The sequence below is a fragment of the Vibrio sp. Vb1127 genome, from assembly GCF_033338735.1.
In the GTDB taxonomy this organism is placed as follows: Bacteria; Pseudomonadota; Gammaproteobacteria; order Enterobacterales; family Vibrionaceae; genus Vibrio; species Vibrio alginolyticus.
The window spans coordinates 1-18,736 of sequence record NZ_JAWOTF010000040.1 but is presented as its reverse complement, the minus strand read 5'-3'; the positions used below and the strand labels follow the sequence as shown (position 1 = coordinate 18,736).

General features: G+C 45.8%; 22 protein-coding genes. 8 read left to right on the top strand and 14 right to left on the bottom strand.

Annotated features, from left to right (window positions below; genetic code table 11):
* Positions 1-231: 231 nt before the first annotated feature.
* The 8 genes from fusA to fkpA all read right to left on the bottom strand — a co-directional run bounded on the left by fusA (position 232) and on the right by fkpA (position 6,207).
* A complete protein-coding gene (gene fusA, locus R7H07_RS23200) occupies positions 232-2,331 on the bottom strand; it encodes an elongation factor G (protein WP_005382794.1) in 2,100 nt (699 codons plus the stop codon).
* 75 nt (positions 2,332-2,406) lie between these two features.
* Positions 2,407-2,877: a 30S ribosomal protein S7 gene (rpsG, locus tag R7H07_RS23195; RefSeq protein WP_005382796.1), complete on the bottom strand. Its 471-nt coding sequence runs from the start codon at positions 2,875-2,877 to the stop codon at positions 2,407-2,409.
* A gap of 101 nt (positions 2,878-2,978) precedes the next feature.
* The gene (rpsL, locus tag R7H07_RS23190) at positions 2,979-3,353 is read right to left on the bottom strand and encodes a 30S ribosomal protein S12 (RefSeq protein ID WP_004399892.1); all 375 of its coding nucleotides are present in this window, start codon (positions 3,351-3,353) and stop codon (positions 2,979-2,981) included.
* A 177-nt stretch (positions 3,354-3,530) separates the two neighbouring features.
* Positions 3,531-3,806 (bottom strand): sulfurtransferase complex subunit TusB, encoded by a 276-nt coding sequence (tusB, locus tag R7H07_RS23185; RefSeq protein WP_054575286.1) that lies wholly within the window; start codon positions 3,804-3,806, stop codon positions 3,531-3,533.
* Positions 3,807-3,813: 7 nt separating this feature from the next.
* Complete coding sequence (gene tusC, locus R7H07_RS23180; RefSeq protein WP_005382801.1) at positions 3,814-4,170, bottom strand: sulfurtransferase complex subunit TusC; 357 nt, start codon at positions 4,168-4,170, stop codon at positions 3,814-3,816.
* Complete coding sequence (gene tusD, locus R7H07_RS23175; RefSeq protein WP_005382803.1) at positions 4,167-4,562, bottom strand: sulfurtransferase complex subunit TusD; 396 nt, start codon at positions 4,560-4,562, stop codon at positions 4,167-4,169. The genes tusC and tusD overlap by 4 nt, the downstream gene beginning before the upstream one ends.
* Positions 4,559-5,281 carry a transcriptional regulator gene (locus R7H07_RS23170; RefSeq protein ID WP_005382804.1) on the bottom strand — a complete coding sequence of 241 codons (723 nt, stop codon included), beginning with the start codon at positions 5,279-5,281 and terminating at the stop codon, positions 4,559-4,561. The genes tusD and R7H07_RS23170 overlap by 4 nt, the downstream gene beginning before the upstream one ends.
* A gap of 143 nt (positions 5,282-5,424) precedes the next feature.
* Positions 5,425-6,207: an FKBP-type peptidyl-prolyl cis-trans isomerase gene (gene fkpA / locus R7H07_RS23165; protein WP_206960042.1), complete on the bottom strand. Its 783-nt coding sequence runs from the start codon at positions 6,205-6,207 to the stop codon at positions 5,425-5,427.
* Between the two features lie 128 nt (positions 6,208-6,335).
* On the opposite strand from fkpA, the gene R7H07_RS23160 reads away from it, so the two are divergent.
* Both R7H07_RS23160 and R7H07_RS23155 read left to right on the top strand, forming a co-directional pair.
* A complete protein-coding gene (locus R7H07_RS23160; RefSeq protein WP_085570110.1) occupies positions 6,336-7,322 on the top strand; it encodes a WD40 repeat domain-containing protein in 987 nt (328 codons plus the stop codon).
* Positions 7,319-7,546 (top strand): SlyX family protein, encoded by a 228-nt coding sequence (locus R7H07_RS23155; RefSeq protein ID WP_005381455.1) that lies wholly within the window; start codon positions 7,319-7,321, stop codon positions 7,544-7,546. The genes R7H07_RS23160 and R7H07_RS23155 overlap by 4 nt, the downstream gene beginning before the upstream one ends.
* 83 nt (positions 7,547-7,629) lie before the next feature.
* Here the strand turns inward: R7H07_RS23155 and R7H07_RS23150 are convergent, their stop codons facing one another.
* The 5 genes from R7H07_RS23150 to kefG all read right to left on the bottom strand — a co-directional run bounded on the left by R7H07_RS23150 (position 7,630) and on the right by kefG (position 11,954).
* Positions 7,630-8,571: an isoaspartyl peptidase/L-asparaginase family protein gene (locus R7H07_RS23150; protein ID WP_206960044.1), complete on the bottom strand. Its 942-nt coding sequence runs from the start codon at positions 8,569-8,571 to the stop codon at positions 7,630-7,632.
* Between the two features lie 131 nt (positions 8,572-8,702).
* Complete coding sequence (gene slyD / locus R7H07_RS23145) at positions 8,703-9,254, bottom strand: peptidylprolyl isomerase (protein ID WP_005381451.1); 552 nt, start codon at positions 9,252-9,254, stop codon at positions 8,703-8,705.
* A 92-nt stretch (positions 9,255-9,346) separates the two neighbouring features.
* Positions 9,347-9,547, bottom strand: a complete 201-nt coding sequence (locus R7H07_RS23140) for a YheV family putative zinc ribbon protein (protein WP_005381449.1) — start codon at positions 9,545-9,547, stop codon at positions 9,347-9,349.
* Positions 9,548-9,580: 33 nt separating this feature from the next.
* Positions 9,581-11,377 (bottom strand): glutathione-regulated potassium-efflux system protein KefB, encoded by a 1,797-nt coding sequence (gene kefB, locus R7H07_RS23135; RefSeq protein ID WP_206960046.1) that lies wholly within the window; start codon positions 11,375-11,377, stop codon positions 9,581-9,583.
* Complete coding sequence (kefG, locus tag R7H07_RS23130; protein ID WP_136977023.1) at positions 11,364-11,954, bottom strand: glutathione-regulated potassium-efflux system ancillary protein KefG; 591 nt, start codon at positions 11,952-11,954, stop codon at positions 11,364-11,366. Before kefG ends, kefB begins: the two co-directional genes overlap by 14 nt.
* A 209-nt stretch (positions 11,955-12,163) precedes the next feature.
* Here kefG and R7H07_RS23125 point away from each other — a divergent pair, with 209 nt between their 5' ends.
* The 6 genes from R7H07_RS23125 (at position 12,164) to crp (ending at position 17,777) form a co-directional block, all read left to right on the top strand.
* On the top strand, positions 12,164-14,083 hold the full coding sequence (locus R7H07_RS23125; protein ID WP_206960048.1) for an ABC transporter ATP-binding protein: 1,920 nt from the start codon (positions 12,164-12,166) through the stop codon (positions 14,081-14,083).
* Positions 14,080-14,568 carry a TIGR02444 family protein gene (locus tag R7H07_RS23120; protein ID WP_065274923.1) on the top strand — a complete coding sequence of 163 codons (489 nt, stop codon included), beginning with the start codon at positions 14,080-14,082 and terminating at the stop codon, positions 14,566-14,568. The genes R7H07_RS23125 and R7H07_RS23120 overlap by 4 nt, the downstream gene beginning before the upstream one ends.
* 87 nt (positions 14,569-14,655) lie before the next feature.
* Positions 14,656-15,663, top strand: coding sequence for a hydrolase (locus R7H07_RS23115; RefSeq protein WP_033907159.1), 1,008 nt, complete (start codon positions 14,656-14,658; stop codon positions 15,661-15,663).
* Positions 15,664-15,696: 33 nt separating this feature from the next.
* Positions 15,697-15,909, top strand: coding sequence for a YheU family protein (locus R7H07_RS23110; RefSeq protein ID WP_005382815.1), 213 nt, complete (start codon positions 15,697-15,699; stop codon positions 15,907-15,909).
* 125 nt (positions 15,910-16,034) lie between these two features.
* Positions 16,035-16,904 (top strand): phosphoribulokinase, encoded by an 870-nt coding sequence (locus tag R7H07_RS23105; RefSeq protein WP_086047074.1) that lies wholly within the window; start codon positions 16,035-16,037, stop codon positions 16,902-16,904.
* A 240-nt stretch (positions 16,905-17,144) separates the two neighbouring features.
* Positions 17,145-17,777, top strand: a complete 633-nt coding sequence (gene crp / locus R7H07_RS23100) for a cAMP-activated global transcriptional regulator CRP (RefSeq protein ID WP_005381432.1) — start codon at positions 17,145-17,147, stop codon at positions 17,775-17,777.
* A 152-nt stretch (positions 17,778-17,929) separates the two neighbouring features.
* Here crp and R7H07_RS23095 read toward each other — a convergent pair whose 3' ends face one another.
* Positions 17,930-18,721, bottom strand: coding sequence for a DUF1338 domain-containing protein (locus R7H07_RS23095; RefSeq protein ID WP_042523639.1), 792 nt, complete (start codon positions 18,719-18,721; stop codon positions 17,930-17,932).
* Between the last annotated feature and the right edge of the window lie 15 nt (positions 18,722-18,736).

Here is an 18,736-nt window from a genome sequence, read left to right as displayed (position 1 = left end):
TGTTTTACCGTGGTCAACGTGGCCGATAGTACCAACGTTAACGTGCGGTTTCGTACGTTCAAATTTTTCTTTAGACACGATCGTGTTCCTTCCTAGTTATGATTCGTCGTGATCATTATTGATCGACGACGCGCCAGAAATTGTTATTTTATGCGCCAACGCCCGTTAGCGCAATATTTGGACGCCCTGATCTCGCAAAAAGTCGTAAACTTTTTGCAGTTCAATCGTCAATTAGTAACCACGCTCTGCAATAATTTTATCTGCGAAGTTTTTCGGCACTTCAGCGTACTCGTGAAACTCCATAGAGTAAGACGCACGGCCTTGAGTTGCAGAACGTAGATCAGTTGCGTAACCGAACATTTCGGATAGTGGTACTTGAGCACGGATGATCTTAAGACCAGCCACACCTTCGTCCATGCCTTCAATGATACCGCGACGACGGTTTAGGTCACCAACAACGTCACCCATCCAGTCTTCCGGAGTGGTTACTTCGACATTCATCATAGGTTCTAGAATCACAGGTTGTGCTTCTAGTGCACCTTTCTTGAATGCCATCGAGCCAGCGATCTTAAACGCCATCTCGCTTGAGTCTACATCGTGGTAAGAACCATCAAATAGTGTAGCTTTAATATCTAGTACAGGGTAACCCGCTAGAACACCACTATTCATTTGCTCTTCGATACCTTTCGATACCGAACTGATGTATTCCTTAGGAATCACACCGCCCACGATTTCGTCTACGAATACGAAACCTTCACCAGGCTCTGAAGGCTCAAGTTTGACCCAAACATGACCGTATTGACCACGACCACCTGATTGACGAACAAACTTACCTTCAACTTCCGCTTTACCACGAATGGTTTCACGGTAAGCAACCTGAGGTTTACCAACGTTACAATCAACGCTGAATTCACGCTTCATACGATCAACGATAATGTCTAGGTGAAGTTCACCCATACCTGAGATCAGAGTCTGACCTGATTCGTCGTCCGTTTCCACGCGGAATGATGGATCTTCCGCTGCTAGTTTACCTAGCGCGATAGCCATTTTCTCTTGGTCTGCCTTAGAACGAGGCTCTACAGCAATCTGAATAACTGGTTCAGGGAACTCCATGCGCTCTAGAATCACTTTGTGGTTCTGATCACACAGTGTGTCACCTGTTGTTACGTCTTTCAGACCGATAGCAGCTGCAATATCACCAGCGCGAACTTCTTTCACTTCTTCACGCTTATTCGCATGCATCTGAACGATACGACCGAAACGCTCTTTCTTCTCTTTTACTGAGTTGTAAACAGCGTCACCCGAGTTTACAACACCGGAGTAAACACGCATGAAAGTTAGCGTGCCCACGAATGGGTCAGTCGCAATCTTAAACGCTAGCGCTGAGAAAGGTTCGTTGTCGTCAGCATGACGCTCAACTTCATTTTCTCTTTCGTCGACACCTTTAATTGCAGGTACGTCAACAGGCGATGGCAAGAACTCAACTACTGCATCCAGTACCGCTTGAACACCTTTGTTCTTAAACGCACTACCACAAGTAGCCAGTACGATTTCGTTATTTAGTGTGCGAGTACGTAGAGCTTGTTTGAGCTCAGCTTCAGTCAATTCACCTTCTTCAAGGTACTTGTCCATCAGCTCTTCGCTAGCTTCAGCAGCGGATTCAACCATGTGGTTGCGCCACTCTTCAGCAAGTTCAATCATGTCAGCTGGGATGTCTTCGTAAGTAAACGAAGTGCCTTGATCGGCATCATTCCAGTTGATCATTTTCATCTTGATAAGGTCGATGACACCTCTGAACTCATCTTCCGCACCAACGTTCAGCTGGATTGGAACAGGAGTCGCACCAAGACGATTCTTAATTTGGTTCACAACGCGTAGGAAGTCTGCGCCCGCACGGTCCATCTTGTTTACAAATACCAAACGTGGAACGTGGTATTTGTCTGCTTGACGCCATACAGTTTCAGACTGAGGTTCAACACCAGATGAGCCACAGAACACAACCACAGCACCATCAAGTACACGAAGAGAACGCTCTACTTCGATAGTAAAGTCAACGTGTCCAGGGGTATCAATGATGTTTACGCGATGCTCAGGGAACTGTGCTTCCATACCACGCCAGAATGTAGTAGTCGCAGCGGATGTGATAGTGATACCACGCTCCTGCTCCTGCTCCATCCAGTCCATGGTTGCTGCACCATCGTGAACTTCGCCGATTTTGTGAGAAAGGCCAGTGTAGAACAGAATACGCTCAGTTGTGGTTGTTTTTCCTGCATCTACGTGAGCACAGATACCGATATTACGGTATAGCTCAATAGGAGTTTTACGAGCCACGATTGTATCCTCTTACTAAGGTGTACCTTAGAGTATAGAAAAGTGCTGCGAGAGAACCTCGCAGCACAGAAGGTATTACCAACGGTAATGAGCGAACGCTTTGTTTGCGTCAGCCATGCGGTGAACGTCTTCACGTTTCTTAACCGCAGTACCTTTGTTCTCAGACGCGTCTAGCATTTCAGCAGCTAGGCGTTGAGCCATAGATTTTTCACCACGCTTGCGCGCAGCTTCAACCAACCAACGCATAGCAAGTGCGTTACGGCGAACCGGACGTACTTCTACAGGTACTTGGTAAGTTGAACCACCAACACGGCGAGATTTAACCTCTACCGCTGGGCGAACGTTTTCAAGAGCTTCTTCAAAAATAGCTAAGTGGTCTTTACCAGACTTTTCAGCCATAGCATCTAGTGCAGTGTAAACGATTTTCTCTGCAGTAGATTTTTTACCGTCAACCATTAGGATGTTAACGAATTTTGCCAGCAATTCAGATTTGAATTTTGGATCTGGAAGGATCTTACGCTGACCAATGACGCGACGACGTGGCATGGATTTATCTCCGTTGTCTTCTTCAGGTTTTATCCAAAACTTTTCAGTTTTTTCAAAAAATTAAAAATAATTTAGTGTTTGGCCTTACTTAACGGAATCCATTAAGACTTAGGACGCTTCACACCGTACTTAGAACGACCTTGTTTACGGTCATTTACGCCAGCACAGTCTAGTGCGCCGCGAACAGTGTGGTAACGCACACCTGGAAGGTCTTTAACACGACCACCACGGATTAGAACAACTGAGTGCTCTTGAAGGTTGTGACCTTCACCGCCGATGTACGATGTAACTTCGAAGCCGTTTGTCAGACGTACACGACAAACTTTACGAAGTGCTGAGTTAGGTTTTTTAGGTGTAGTAGTGTAAACACGAGTACATACACCACGTTTTTGTGGGCACGCTTCTAGTGCAGGCACGTTGCTTTTAACAACTTGCTTTGCACGTGGCTTACGTACCAACTGGTTAATAGTTGCCATTAACTAGCTCCTGATTTACTTGAAAGTAAGCTTTGTGAAAAATCTATCCCCAACTGCCAATGCAGTTAGGGACGCAAAATTCTATGCAGCAGTGAGAGGTGTGTCAAGAAATATACGGATCTTTTTTGTTCAATTAGAACAATTCATCCGTAAAGCTTTGTCGACAGCAAATCTTGTTCAATCCCAAGTTAGGGATTTATCCTGTTTTGCTGTTAGTTCAACGAAGCCTGAATAATTCACAATCGTCAGCGATGGACTAATACGATTTGCAATACCGCGAGCTTGTGCATCGCTCTCTAACACAAATACGCTGCGGTTTTTTAGATGGGAAAGTGCTTTATGTTGCGAGTTAGCAGCGTACACTGCATCTTCTATAAGTAAGATGTCATCCTGTTCACTGCATAAAGGCATAGCGTCTTCTAGAGCAGAGACTGTTTTTATGATGTGTAACATAACTTCCTCAAAAAGACAGTAGCTTGCCAGCGTGTTGTAACTTATCTTTGAGCTGTTCTGAGCTTAACGCTTGGGCTTCAATGACTAAATCCGCTTGCGCCAAACCTCGCTGGGTTAACGACTCTGAACACACAAAGACTTGTTCGATGTCGTATAAATCGAAAAGCTTTAACATCGGCGCGTAATCTTTACTCAAAATATTGTTGGGGTCTTGCCCGAGTAGAAGCTGGTATACCCCGTCACCCATGAAAATGACGCTGATATCTTCACAGTAAGCCGACGCGGCTAACAGTGCATCCACACCTTCACGACCAGCTGCACTGCCATGTGGCGCACTACGAAATAGATAAGTTAACTGACTCAAAACTGTACCACTCTGTCTTGGGTTAACATCGCTTCAGCTAGGCTACCTAAGCCTGCTTGTTCAAAACCATCGGCTAGATTGTTCTGTACCAAACCATGTTGATTTGCTTCTTCTTCACTTACAATCCCGCGACGCAAAGCGGCCGCGACACAAGTTTCTAGGCGAACACCATGCTCTTTAGCCAAAAACTGCCACGCCTTATTGAGATCAAACTCATCGTTGGCTGGCACACTCAAAGCAGTACCATTAGTCACACCATCTTGATAAAAGAAGACGCTCACTAGCTGATGGCCTTGCTCTATCACCGCTTTGGCGAACTGATAAGCACTGCGCGCTGACTGGCTGCCATAAACGGGACCATTCACCACTAACGTGTAAGTCAGTTTGCTCACCTTTCATCATCCTCGGTTTTACGTTGACGAATGTACAAGTAAACGGTGTGTTTTGAAATATTAAGGCGATCCGCGACACGGTTGATGGCATCTTTAATATCGAAGATACCTTTGTCGTACAACTCCATCACGATCTGGCGATTTTTGGTGTTGTTAGACACGGACTTATCCGCATTGATCTCTTCGATGGTGCGTTCAACAGTTTGGTCCACCAGCTCTTCTACATCACTAGCAAAGTTGACCGAGGAAGCCGCTTCTTTCGCTTCTTGCGTCGGCATGAAAGACTGAAGGACTTGCGAGAAAGGCGCATCCAAGTTGACGTTGATACACAACAAACCAATCACGCGATTTTCGCCATTACGAATGGCGACAGTAATCGACTTCATCAACACGCCACCTTTTGCACGGGTAAAGTACGAACGTGAGAAGTTGCGCTCCGAGCCTTCGATGTCTTTTAGCATCTTAAGCGCTAAATCGGTGATTGGTGAGCCGACTTGGCGCCCCGTGTTTTCACCGTTAGCGATTTTAATTGCAGAGGTATTTAAGTCTTCTAGAGAGTGAAGAACGATTTCACAAAATGGACCTATCAGGCTGGCGATACCATCCACGACCGCCTCATAAGATCTTAAAATGATTTTGTCGTGCTCGGTAAACGGCATCACGTTAACGGATTCCATTTCGAGCAACATCTCCGCGTTTATTGTTTCTGTAGTTGTCATAAGCCTTCGAGCGAAAAATCAACAAATTGGTGTAAGTTTATCAGAAAATTTGAAAAGCAACCTAGCAAACTCACCAACTAGTGACCTAGAACAAAAAAGGCCCGTTAAACGGACCTTTTTCAATAACTTATCGCAGCTTATTGTTATTGCTCTGCGTTGTCGCTCTCAACTTTTAGCAGCTCAACTTCAAATACTAGCGTTGAGTTAGCAGGAATGCTTGGTGTGTCTTGGTCACCGTATGCTAGCTCTGGCGGGATAACGAATTTGAATTTAGAACCCACAGGCATTAACTGAACACCCTCTGTCCAACCTGGGATTACACGGTTAAGTGGGAACGTTGCAGGTTCACCACGATCGTATGAGCTGTCGAACTGAGTACCGTCGATCAGAGTACCTTTGTAGTGTACTTGAACCGTATCAGTGTCTTTTGGCTTCTCACCTTCAGCTGGTGTCATTACTTGGTATAGAAGACCTGTATCTGTCTTCACTACGCCTTCTTGCTTCTCAAACTCAGCTCGGAAATCATCGCCAGCTTTTTTCGCTTCAGCTGCTTTCTCAGCCGCTTGTGCTTGCATCTTTTCTGCAACACGCTTGTCTAGAGATTCTAGTGCTGCACGTGTTTCTTCTTCATTCAATTCAGCATTGCCTTTGAAGACGTCTTCGATACCTTTTAGTACCAAATCTTTGTTAAGATTAATGCCGATTTCGCTTGGCTTGTCGATGCTTGTGCTTAGGTAGTTAGCAAATGAAACACCGATTGCGTATGCCGCTTTGTCGTCGTCGGTTTTAAAGTGAACCGCTTTACCGGTTTCTGCTTGAACTTGTTCTGCTTGAGGTGCGGTTTCTGTTTTAGTTTCTTCTTTCTGACAACCTACCGCTAGCATAACTGTTGCAGCAAGTAGCGACACTTTTAAAACTGATTTCATTAAATTCTCCCAATAATGGCTCTGCCATTGGTTGTTGTGCACAAATCTTCTATGAGACTAGTGAAGACAATCGTTATACCAATATACTAGCTATATGTCTTAAGACACAAACCGGATTATTAGATGTGATGCAAAGAATTTTTCATTTATTCCTATATTTAATTGTCATCACCACGTTAAATGGTTGCTTTTTCGCCGAGCGTGAAGTGCAGCGTTGGCCGATAGAACCTCAAGGTGCGACGAGCTTCGCACTTAGCAGAGATGGACGGTTTGCTCTGCTCTATTCTCAACAACGTCATTTGATGTTGTGGGACCTAGAGCAAAATGAACAACTAGCCAACCTGGGTGAACTCGATGCCGATGCCAATGTGGTTTCCCATATCCGCATATCTGACAATGGTCGCTACGCAATTACAGCAAGCCAAATGAACTTCGCAGTTTGGGACCTAGGCTGGACGCAATCCGAAGGCCTTTGGTCTATCTCTGATGCGCTCATTCGCGACGTTGATATCACCAGTAATGGTGAACAAGTTCTGCTTGGGTTATCCAACGGTAAAGCAATTTATGTCAACTTAGTCACCGGGCGTCGCATGGAGTTCCTTGCGCATCGTGAAAAAGTCAATTCCGTGGCCATTTCTCCTAATGGGCGCTTCGCCCTAACCGGAGGTAATGACTATAAAGCGTATCTGTGGGATACCGAAACCGGACAAGTACTACGAACCTTCGAACATGAACAACGAATTGTTCGCGTGGCCCTGCAAAGAGATGGAAAATTCGCAATGACATCTGATGGCGGAAACCAAGCGATTGTTTGGGATTTAAAAACTGGACAAGAAGTCACACAGTTGAGCAGTTGGTCACGCCAATTAATTTTCTCTACCGCACGATTTTCTGACGACGGGACTCAACTAGTCACAGGAAGCCCTTCTGGCCGTGTGTCAATATGGGATACTCAAACCGGAAAACGAATGAGTGGATTTGAAGTGGAGCCCAAAAAAGACACTCGCCCTCCCCGTGCGGTCGTGTATGATGCAGCCTTTGATTCAAAACAACGCGTAATTACTGCTACTTCAGCAGGTATTGCCCAAGCTTGGCAGTTAGAGAACGGATCATGACAGAAAAAATCATTCAGCAATTGGAAGCACGCATTAATGACTTAGAATGTCAGCTTGCGTTCCAAGAACAGACTATTGAAGATCTGAACGGCGCTTTATCGCAGCAACAACTGCAAATTACCAAGATGCTCGATCAGATGAAATATGTGGTAGGTAAAGTAAAAAATATGGACTCGTCGAATTTAGCCGATCCGTCAGAAGAAACCCCACCACCGCATTATTAAAATGCAGGCTCAAATAGCATAAAGCCCAGAACATGTTCTGGGCTTTGTTGTATTAATTACTTAAGAAGGCACTCAAGAGGAAGCTATTCGTCGGCGTAGATTTTAACGCTCAGCTCGCCTTGCGTATTAATGCCTGCTCGGTACATGCCAGAACTGTTCATCGCAAAGTGCATCTCACCTTTAGCATCAATGGCAATCAAACCGCCCTCTCCGCCCATCTGTTTGAGATCACCTTGGATAATGTGTTCACAAGCCGTATGAATATCTTCTTGTAAGTAACGCATACGTGCTGCAACGTCTTCCGCAACACGTTTACGAATAAAGAACTCGCCGACACCCGTAGTGGAAACTGCCACGACGCCATTTTCGGCCACCGTACCACAACCAATAAGAGCCGAATCTCCGACTCGGTTGTATTTCTTATTCGTCACGCCACCCGTACTGGTGGCAGCGGCTAAGTTGCCTTGTTGATCTAACGCTACCGCACCAACCGTACCGTGCTTACGGTCATCTGGGTAACGAGATTCCGACAAAGCAAACAGTCCTTTCTCACGCATAGACAGCAACTGCTTATAACGGCGATCAGTAAAGAAGTAATCTTGCTCGGTATACTCATGGCCTTGCTCAAAAGCAAACTTCTCTGCGCCCTCACCCACCAACAGCACATGATTGCTGTTTCGCATCACGTCACGAGCGAGCTCAATTGGGTTTCTGATATGACGAACCCCAGCGACCGCGCCTGCTGCAAGGTTTCGCCCATCCATCACAGAAGCGTCCATTTCAACCATTTCGTTGTTGGTCAGCACTGAGCCTTTACCCGCATTAAAGTTAGGAGAGTCTTCCAATACTTTCACTGCCGCTACGACGGCATCTAAGGCTTCACCGCCCGTGTCTAGAATTTGATGTCCCGCTTTTACCGCAGCTTCTAAATCCGCCAAGATGGATTGTTGCAGCTCATCGCTCATCTGTTCACGCAAGATGGTGCCCGCACCACCATGAATGGCAATCGAGAAAGGTTTCGTCATCACTTTGTCCAACTGTTATTCCTTGTATGGTTGGCACTACACCTTAGATAAACAAAAAGCGCAAGTTGAAAACTCAACTTGCGCTTTTCAAAGCTTTGCTAGATTAGATTATCTAGTGAAGGCGCTTATGATTAGTGAGAACCACAGCTACCGCCGCCACAGCAGCCGCCTTCTTCTTCGTGATCGTGGTCATGATCGTGACCACCACAACAGCCACCACCTTGATGGATGTGACCGTGTTCGATCTCTTCTGCTGTTGCTTCACGTGTAGACATAACTTCTACTTCGAAAGTTAGTGTTTGACCAGCTAACATATGGTTACCGTCAACAACCACTTCGTTGCCGTCAACTTCTGTTACTTCAACAGGGATTGGACCTTGGTCAGTGTCAGCTAGGAAGCGCATGCCCACTTCGATTTGCTCAACGCCTTGGAACACGTCCGCAGGAACGCGCTGTACTAGCGCATCGTTGTGCTCACCGTAAGCTTCTTCAGGAGCTACCGTTACTGAGAACTTGTCGCCAGCCACTTTACCTTCAAGTTCTTTTTCAAGACCTGTGATTAGGTTGTTGTGACCGTGAAGGTAATCTAGAGGTGCTTCAGCTGTTGATTGATCAACAACGACACCGTCTTCCATCATTACTTTGTATGCAAGGCTTGCAACAACGTTCTTTTCAATTTTCATACTAACTCCAGGGAGATTAATTGACTTAACCTGAATGGGGTTAAGTACTGAGATATCTGGGTGTATTATGGGGATCAATTATCGAAGTTCAATTATTCCGGCTTAAAAATTCCGATCATTTCCTGATCTGAGTGTTTATTTTTCTCTACAGATTGTGGTTTGCGCTGCTCTGTAAACTCACACTCGACACACTCAACTAATTCGATGTTATTTTCAATCCACCAGCGCAGGGTATCTTGCTGGCTGCAGTTTGGGCAGCTAGCGCCGGCAATAAAACGTTTCTTGATTTTCACGCTATTTCCTTAGCTTGAGTCTTGGCTCAAGTACTACTTCCAATGATTAGGTGACTGATGGTCGCTCTCCATCTCACGACCAAATATTTCTTCTAGCTCTTTGCGTGCCTCTTTCGCTCTTTGAGCTAATTTCTTATCTTCATTGTGTTGAGGCAATAAGTCCTTAAGCATAGCATTATCTAACTTGCGAAAATGTGCTTCTGCCCGCTTTGCTTGATAAGGATGCATACCCAGTTCTACGAGCGCTTGGCGACCGAGATCTAGTGCCCCTAGAAATGTTTCACGAGAGTAATTCTCTACACCATGACTCATTAACTGGTAAGCCTCGACACGGCTTCTTGCTCGGGCTAACAACTTAAGTTTCGGGAAGTGCACGCGACAAATGTCCACGATGGCCATCACCTCATCAGGTGAATCAGTACAAATAACCAATGCTTCCGCTTTATCAGCGCCAGCAGCCCTCAATAGGTCAATTTGTGTAGCATCGCCATAAAACACTTTGTAACCATACTTACGTAATAGGTGGATTTGGCTGGCATCACTTTCTAATACTGTCACTTTGATTTTATTGGCATACATTAAACGTCCGACGATCTGACCGAAACGTCCAAAGCCTGCAATGATAACGCGTGGTCGGCGATCCACGACTTTCGTGGTCATGCCCTCTTCTTCTTGATTCAGGGTATGAGCAAACCACTTCTTTTGTCCCATCAGCAAAAGAGGAGTCGTCACCATGGATAGACTGACCACCACCAACAGAAACGCCACTTGCTCTTTGGACAAAATGCCCTCTTGGCTCGCCGCGGTAAATATGACAAAGGCAAACTCACCGCCTTGGCTCAAAATTGCAGCCATACGGCTTCTCGCTTTGGCTCCGACACGGGCAGCTCTCGCCAATGCATACAAAACCAAACCCTTAACTACGACCAAAGCCACCACCGCACCGAGAATCTCTAAAGGGTGTAATGCCAATAACCCCAAGTTTACCGCCATGCCCACCGCAATAAAGAATAACCCCAACAACAGACCTTTAAATGGCTCGATAGCGATTTCCAGCTCATGGCGATACTCACTCTCTGCCAGCAAAACGCCTGCTAAAAAAGTCCCCAATGCCATCGAAAGACCGAGCTTTTGCATCACGACCGAAATGCCAAGCACAACTAAAAGTGCAGCAACGGTAAAGAGTTCACGAACGCCGCTCATCACGACAAAACGAAATAGCGGACGTAGTAAAAAGTGACCACCAATCAACAGTGCTACCACATTGCCTAAAATAGTGAAGACATCCAACCAACTTCCACCACTATGCCCGCCTGCTAGCAAGGGCAACATCGCCAGCATCGGGATCACTGCAATATCTTGAAAGAGCAGCACCGCAAAACCAGATTGCCCCGTTTCGGTACCATTAAGCCCTTGCTCTTCAATGACTTTAAGCGCAATCGCCGTCGAGGACAGCGCCAACCCCATCCCGATCACTAAACTCACTTGCATGCTTACGCCAAACATACTGACGACACTACCAATCACGGCGGTCGTGACCACAACCTGCGCACCGCCTAAACCTAAAATCGGCCCTCGCATCTGCCACAATTTTTTAGGGTTTAATTCCAGCCCTATCAAAAACAGTAACAACACAACCCCAAGCTCGGCAAAATGCAAAATGGCATCAACGTCGCTAATTAAGCCAAGCCCCCATGGGCCAATCAACACACCAGCAAGTAAATAACCTAAAACCGAGCCAAGCCCAAGGCGCTGAGCAATCGGCACCGCAATAACCGCAGCCGAAAGAAAGACCACACTGCTTTGAAGAAACTCACTAGTGATCGCCATACTGACCTCCTCGATCTGCCGCTTGCCAGTTTTCAAGTGGGTTACTCAGCCATCCACGGTATAACTCGGCATGTTCGTAGCGTTCAATATCCGAAACATTTCTTGACCAATACAACACCAGAGGTTCAATCCAGTGCATTTGGCATAGGGCTGCCGTCAGTTCAAACGGTTGCAAGATTTGCTCAAGTGGGTATTTGTTGTACCCCTTCGCGCTGAAGGCTTCTTCTTTACCACCTGTTGTAATGACACTGCGCCAGTATTTTCCTTCTAGAGCCGCACCTCCGCCAAACGCAAAGCCTTTACCTAACACTCGGTCTAGCCACTCTTTTAATAGGGCTGGACATGAATACATATAAAGTGGGTGGTGAAATACGATCACATCGTGAGCGAGCAACAACTCATGTTCGTAATTCACATCAATAAAGAAATCGGGGTAAACACCGTAAAGATCGTGCACAGTAACATGATCAAGCGACTGAGCTTTTTTTATCATCACTTGATTGGCAATCGAGTTATGTGGCTCTGGATGAGCATAAATGACCAGAACTTTTGGGAGAATAGACGGTGCAACAGCCAAATGGTCGTCCTTGTGGTTATTTTTATCCGTTATCAAATTGTTATACTTTTTTGTACAGCATAATGCAATTAAAGCGAATCAATCGACTTTTCCGGTCAATACCCCTACTATTCACCGCTAGATATATACCCAAGTGGCTTTAAAAACGATTGAAACCACTTCGCTATGTAACCAAGCAACGCGCACTGCGCAAAGTGAATGAAAACTTTATGATTACCTTCTCTGATATTCAGTTACTGCGTGGCGGTAAACCTCTTTTAGACCAAGCTTCTGCGACTATTCACCCTGGCGATAAAGTCGGTCTTGTGGGCAAAAACGGCTGCGGTAAATCAACGCTGTTTGCCCTACTGAAAGATGAACTGTCAATTGATGCAGGCTCATTTAGCCAACCTCAACATTGGGAGTTGGCCTGGGTCGCACAGGAAACGCCTGCGCTAGAGCGCACTGCACTGGAATACGTCATTGATGGTGATCGCGAATACCGCGCTCTCGAAAAGCAGTTAGCTGAAGCAGAAACACAAGACAACGGAACCCTAGTTGCCGAGATACACGGTAAAATTGAAACCATTGGTGGTTACAGCATTCGCGCTCGCGCGGCAGAACTGCTCGATGGTTTAGGGTTCAGCCAAGAGCAAATGAGTTGGAGTTTGACCCAATTCTCGGGTGGTTGGCGTATGCGTCTTAACTTGGCTCAAGCGCTATTGTGTCGTTCTGACTTATTGCTACTCGATGAGCCAACCAACCACTTGGATTTGGACGCGGTAATGTGGTTAGAGCGTTGGCTACAAAACTACCCTGACACGCTGATTCTGATCTCGCACGACCGAGACTTCCTTGATCCAATTGTTGGTCGCATCATTCACATCGAGAATCAGCAGCTGAACGAATACACGGGTAACTACTCGTCATTCGAAAACCAACGCGCACAAAAGATGGTGTTACAACAAGCGATGTTTGAAAAGCAACAGAAGCAGATGTCGCACATGCAAAGCTACATCGACCGCTTCCGTTACAAAGCATCAAAAGCACGCCAGGCTCAAAGCCGTATTAAAGCTTTGGAGCGCATGGAGAAAGTGTTACCAGCTCAATTCGATAACCCATTTAGCTTCCAATTCCGTGAGCCAGCTGCGCTGCCAAACCCAATCATGATGATGGATGAAGTATCTGCAGGTTACGGTGACAACCTCATCTTAGAGAAGATCCGCTTGAACTTGGTTCCTGGCAGTCGTATTGGTCTACTCGGCCGTAATGGTGCGGGTAAATCGACCTTAATCAAGCTGCTCTCTGGTGAACTTAACGCGCAAGGTGGTGACCTAACTTACTCACAAGGCGTGAAAATTGGTTACTTCGCTCAGCACCAGTTAGAAACGCTTCATCCTGAAGAAACGCCGCTGCAACACATGATGCAAATCGCACCCGATCAAACCGAACAGCAGCTACGTGATTACCTAGGTAGCTTTGGCTTCCAAGGTGACAAAGCACTAGAAAAAGTTGCGCCGTTTTCTGGTGGCGAAAAAGCCCGTTTGGTATTGGCTTTAATTGTGTGGCAAAAGCCAAACCTGTTGCTACTTGATGAACCGACCAACCACTTAGACTTGGACATGCGCCAAGCACTTACGATGGCACTGCAAACGTTCGAAGGTGCGATGGTGATTGTTTCGCACGACCGCTATTTACTGCGCGCTACGACCGATGACTTGTATTTAGTGCATGATAGACAAGTTGCTCCGTTCGACGGTGACTTAAATGACTATTACAAGTGGTTAACCGAACAACAAAGAGCGGAACGCAAAGAAGCACAAGCCGCACAGCCAGCCAAAGATAGCGCCAACAGCGCGGCAGCGAAAAAAGAGCAAAAACGTCGCGATGCAGAGTTTCGAAAACAGACAGCGCCAATTCGCAAAACGCTGACACAACTAGAAAATAAAATGGATAAGTTAGGTGCTGCACTGGCCGAAGCTGAAGAACAATTGGCGGACAACTCACTGTATGCGGCCGAAAATAAAGCTAAACTTAACCAAGTGCTGGCACTTCAAGCTTCTAGTAAGGCTGAGCTCGAAGAAATTGAAATGGAATGGATGTCTGCTCAAGAAACGTTGGAGCAGATGGAGCTAGAGTTTAATCAATGAGTAATCAACACGCTGAATACACACTCACCCTAGAACACCTTTGGCAGTTTAGTCTGCAGTTTTATGGTGTGCGAGAAGTGAAAGAGGCGTGCTTATCATTGCAAAACAACTACCACGGTAACGTGAACCTACTCCTGCTGCTCAGATGGCTCGATGAGCAGCAACTCATTTTCCAAGAAAAAGACTGGCCCTTGGTGCAAGACTGTCTAGGTAGAAGCGAAACTTTACTTCACTCCTTTCGCGACCTTCGTCGCCACCTTAAGTCTCAAGTCAATGACGCTTTGTATCGTGAGACCTTGCAGTTTGAGCTGCAACTAGAAAAGCAGCAACAAGCGGATTTGGTGAACTGCATTAACTCACTTGCACTACTCAAAAATGATGGTGACCCACTGACGTTGAGATACTGTCGTCAACTCGGTGGGGAGCATTTGCAGCAAGCCTTTGCTATTCCGGTGCCAAACATTCAACCACCAAAACGCCCATAAATCTGTAGAATACCTATAATCTTTATAAAGGATTATATTAATAAGTTCTTCAACGGACACCGAAGGACCGCATAAGAGCAGTTAGGTATGACACAATTTTTCGCAGCCGCCGGGATCAAAAACCCGCATCTCCAAACGCTTTTGCCGCGTTTTATTCGCAAAAAAGCGTTATTTACGCCGATTTGGCAAACCCTCGATACATCCGATGGCGACTTTCTCGATCTCGCGTGGAGCGAGGACCCAACCCAAGAGCCTGCACAAAAAAAGCCGATTTTTGTTTTATTTCATGGGTTAGAGGGGTGCTTCTATAGCCCTTATGCCAATGGGCTAATGAATGCATTTGCTCAATCTGGATGGCTGTCGGTGATGATGCATTTTCGTGGCTGCAGCGGTAAACCAAACAAAAAAGCACGAGCTTATCACTCGGGAGAAGTGACGGATGCTCGTTACTTCCTAGAGCACCTTGAACAACGTTTTCCTGATAATCCCAAAGTTGCAGTTGGTATTTCTCTTGGCGGTAACATGTTGGCGAATTATTTAGCCCAATATAAAGACCACCCTATTTTGAATGCAGCGACTATTATCTCAGCGCCTTTAGACCTAGCGGCGTGTGCAAACCGTATTGAACAAGGCTTTTCGAAAGTGTATCGCCGTTACCTGCTTTCTTCACTGAAACGTAACGCGTTACAAAAGCATCATCTACTGCACGGCGAGCTTGCGCTGTCCTACAACTCAATAAAACGTGTCACACGGCTGTATGAATTCGATGATTTGATCACCGCACCATTGCATGGCTTTAAAGACGCACAAGATTATTACGATCAATGTTCAGGCTTAAGTAAATTACAACAGATCACGCTACCGACACTGATCATTCACGCCAAAGACGATCCATTCATGACCGACGATGTGATCCCGAAGTTTGTTCTGCCAGATAACATTGATTACCGTCTCTTTGAACACGGTGGCCATGTTGGCTTCCTAACAGGAACGGCGTTAAAACCTAAGTTTTGGTTGGAGGAAGCGCTGCCCGCGTATTACGAAAGTATCGCCGCAGATTACCTTTCTGCTGTATCCAAGCAACGAACGCAGTAAACTAGCCGCTCATCATAAAAGTTAGAGGTATTTATGATCATTCCATGGCAAGACATTGCGCCGGAAACATTGGAAAACTTAATTCGTGAATTCGTCTTACGCGAAGGAACGGATTACGGAACCGTCGAGGTTTCTTTGCAAGACAAAATTGATCAAGTTAAAGCTCAATTGGAAAAAGGTGAAGCGGTTATCGTGTTCTCTGAGCTACACGAAACCGTCGATATTCAACATAAAACAAAATTTTAGACCCTTCACATTTTACCGTATCCCACTCGATGACAAGGTATTGTTACGTGCTATAGTGGGATATCGACCGTGCAGTAGTAACTCTACTGCACATTACAGGTAAGTAATTTTCGACAAGGTTTGTCATGTCAGCTAAACACCCAATTATTGCGGTTACTGGTTCGTCCGGTGCCGGCACGACCACTACATCTGAAGCCTTCCGTAAAATGTTCAATATGATGAACGTTAAACCCGCATGGGTTGAAGGCGATAGCTTCCATCGCTTTACTCGCCCAGAAATGGACATCGAAATTCGCAAAGCCCGCGAGCAAGGTCGACACATTAGCTACTTTGGCCCACAAGCTAATGACTTCCCGGGATTAGAAGAGTTTTTCCGTAAGTTCGGGCATGACGGCACTGGCAGCGTGCGCCGTTATCTGCACACGTTTGACGAAGCGGTTCCCTACAATCAAATGCCAGGCACGTTTACACCGTGGCAAGACTTACCCGAAAACAGCGACGTGCTGTTTTATGAAGGGTTACATGGTGGCGTGGTCGATGGCGAGGTTAATGTTGCTCAACATGTGGATTTCTTAATTGGCATGGTGCCGATTGTGAACTTAGAGTGGATCCAAAAATTCGTACGTGACACTCGCGATCGCGGCCATTCGCGTGAAGCGGTAATGGACTCAATCGTGCGATCCATGGACGATTACCTCAACTATATCACTCCGCAGTTTTCTCGTACTCACATCAACTTCCAGCGCGTACCGACCGTTGATACTTCCAACCCACTTAATGCAAAAGGCATCCCTAGTTTGGATGAGAGTTTTGTGGTGATTCGCCTACGCGGTATCAAGAATGTCGACTTCCCATATCTGCTGGCCATGATTGATGGCTCATTCATGTCACGCCACAACACGATTGTCGTACCCGGCGGTAAGATGAGCTTTGCAATGGAGCTCATAGTTCGGCCTATCCTACAACAGCTCATCGAAACAGGGAAAATTGGCTAAAAACCTGCCTGCGAAGATGTTTACTTTTCATACCGTGATCATGTGCACAGTTTTGCTTACAAAATCTCAATCATGGCACGATTAAAATCAAGAAATCGTTTTCGAAAAAGGATACTATTTCTTACCGAAACACAAGAGAGCTTGCAGCATATAAAAAGTGCTCTTATTCTAGTAGGCCTAATTCAGGCTTAGCTAAAATATGGATAGCGCAAGCGTACCCTGCAGAGGAAGTGAGATATTATGGTTCTAGGTAAACCTCAAACCGACCCAACATTAGAGTGGTTTCTTTCACACTGTCATATTCATAAGTACCCTTCAAAGAGCACGCTAATTCACGCGGGCGAAAAGGCAGAAACTTTGTACTACATCGTTAAAGGTTCTGTTGCGGTTCTTATCAAAGACGAAGAAGGTAAGGAGATGATCCTTTCTTACCTAAACCAAGGAGACTTTATTGGTGAACTTGGTCTATTCGAGGAAGACCAAGAGCGCACAGCTTGGGTTCGTGCTAAATCTCCTTGTGAAGTTGCTGAAATTTCTTTCAAGAAGTTCCGTCAGCTTATCCAAGTAAACCCAGACATCCTAATGCGTCTTTCTGCGCAGATGGCTCGTCGTCTACAAGTAACTAGCCAAAAAGTGGGTGACCTGGCGTTCCTAGACGTAACTGGTCGTATCGCTCAGACGCTTCTGAACCTTGCAAAACAACCAGACGCAATGACTCACCCAGACGGCATGCAAATCAAGATCACTCGTCAAGAAATCGGTCAAATCGTTGGCTGTTCTCGTGAGACAGTAGGTCGTATCTTGAAGATGCTAGAAGAGCAGAACCTAATTTCTGCGCACGGTAAAACTATCGTTGTTTACGGGACTCGTTAATCTCGAACTAGAGTGACACGAACAAAATTATAAAAGCCACCAATGGCAACATTGGTGGCTTTTTATTTGCTCATGACCAAATGAGATAGGGTACAGCGAACACTAATGAGTAAGCTTAACAGGTTAACAGGTTAACAGGTTAACCCTAAAACTTAGCCATTCGTACTTTCAAAGATTTTGTCAGCTGAAGCGGCCACGAAACCTGGGTACAAATCACCATTTTCCATCGGATAGCGCTTAGCAAATTCATAAAACCCGCCAGGGATAATTTCAGTGCCTTCGCTAAAACGAACCGCTACTTTATCTGCCATGGTCGATGACTGCTCTAGCAACACCTCAGGAGTGCCCTTCACTTCACCACCATTTTCATTAATGGTAAACCCAGCGGTACGCAGATGATCGTTTACCTGCTTCACTTCTTCATATTCATTGAGCTGGTTAACGCTCACCGTGAAGTGGTTTGCTCCGTAACCATGCGCCGCAAGCCAAGATGCGTACTCACTTTCTTTAGCCAACGTTTGGTAATCAGCAAAGCTTAAATCCCACAAGCGTCCACCATGTAAGAATGCGCTATCGTTCAGCTTGTCAGCATCGACTTGTGCCACCAAATTTTTCACAATCTCTTGTAGCTCAGGAGAGCACTCTTCAACTTTTAGCTCACTAATAAATACTTTAGGTTGCTTCGGATCTGGGTGCTCATAGTGCTTAGCAACCAGCTTTTTGCTTTCGAAAACGTAATCACCACACGCCTTGTAACCAATAGCTACAAATGGCTTAGCTAGAGTTTCAATACCAAGAGGCGCGATATTGAAGGTACGTAAAGCTATATGATCATTAATCAGAGGCTCATCTTCTTGAAGCAGCTGATGCACTTTAGCAGCCGAAGGGCAAAGACGTTGAATGTAATCTTGCCATAGCGATTCAAATAACACATCGGGCGTCATAACGACTCCTTGTTA

Bases quoted from the DNA above. Each gene is read 5' to 3' on its own strand.
- rpsG (WP_005382796.1), bottom strand. From the start codon at position 2,877: ATGCCACGTCGTCGCGTCATTGGTCAGCGTAAGATCCTTCCAGATCCA.
- rpsL (WP_004399892.1), bottom strand. From the start codon at position 3,353: ATGGCAACTATTAACCAGTTGGTACGTAAGCCACGTGCAAAGCAAGTT.
- tusB (WP_054575286.1), bottom strand. From the start codon at position 3,806: ATGTTACACATCATAAAAACAGTCTCTGCTCTAGAAGACGCTATGCCT.
- R7H07_RS23170 (WP_005382804.1), bottom strand. From the start codon at position 5,281: ATGACAACTACAGAAACAATAAACGCGGAGATGTTGCTCGAAATGGAA.
- fkpA (WP_206960042.1), bottom strand. From the start codon at position 6,207: ATGAAATCAGTTTTAAAAGTGTCGCTACTTGCTGCAACAGTTATGCTA.
- R7H07_RS23160 (WP_085570110.1), top strand. From the start codon at position 6,336: ATGCAAAGAATTTTTCATTTATTCCTATATTTAATTGTCATCACCACG.
- R7H07_RS23155 (WP_005381455.1), top strand. From the start codon at position 7,319: ATGACAGAAAAAATCATTCAGCAATTGGAAGCACGCATTAATGACTTA.
- R7H07_RS23150 (WP_206960044.1), bottom strand. From the start codon at position 8,571: ATGACGAAACCTTTCTCGATTGCCATTCATGGTGGTGCGGGCACCATC.
- slyD (WP_005381451.1), bottom strand. From the start codon at position 9,254: ATGAAAATTGAAAAGAACGTTGTTGCAAGCCTTGCATACAAAGTAATG.
- kefB (WP_206960046.1), bottom strand. From the start codon at position 11,377: ATGGCGATCACTAGTGAGTTTCTTCAAAGCAGTGTGGTCTTTCTTTCG.
- R7H07_RS23125 (WP_206960048.1), top strand. From the start codon at position 12,164: ATGATTACCTTCTCTGATATTCAGTTACTGCGTGGCGGTAAACCTCTT.
- R7H07_RS23120 (WP_065274923.1), top strand. From the start codon at position 14,080: ATGAGTAATCAACACGCTGAATACACACTCACCCTAGAACACCTTTGG.
- R7H07_RS23115 (WP_033907159.1), top strand. From the start codon at position 14,656: ATGACACAATTTTTCGCAGCCGCCGGGATCAAAAACCCGCATCTCCAA.
- R7H07_RS23110 (WP_005382815.1), top strand. From the start codon at position 15,697: ATGATCATTCCATGGCAAGACATTGCGCCGGAAACATTGGAAAACTTA.
- R7H07_RS23105 (WP_086047074.1), top strand. From the start codon at position 16,035: ATGTCAGCTAAACACCCAATTATTGCGGTTACTGGTTCGTCCGGTGCC.
- crp (WP_005381432.1), top strand. From the start codon at position 17,145: ATGGTTCTAGGTAAACCTCAAACCGACCCAACATTAGAGTGGTTTCTT.
- R7H07_RS23095 (WP_042523639.1), bottom strand. From the start codon at position 18,721: ATGACGCCCGATGTGTTATTTGAATCGCTATGGCAAGATTACATTCAA.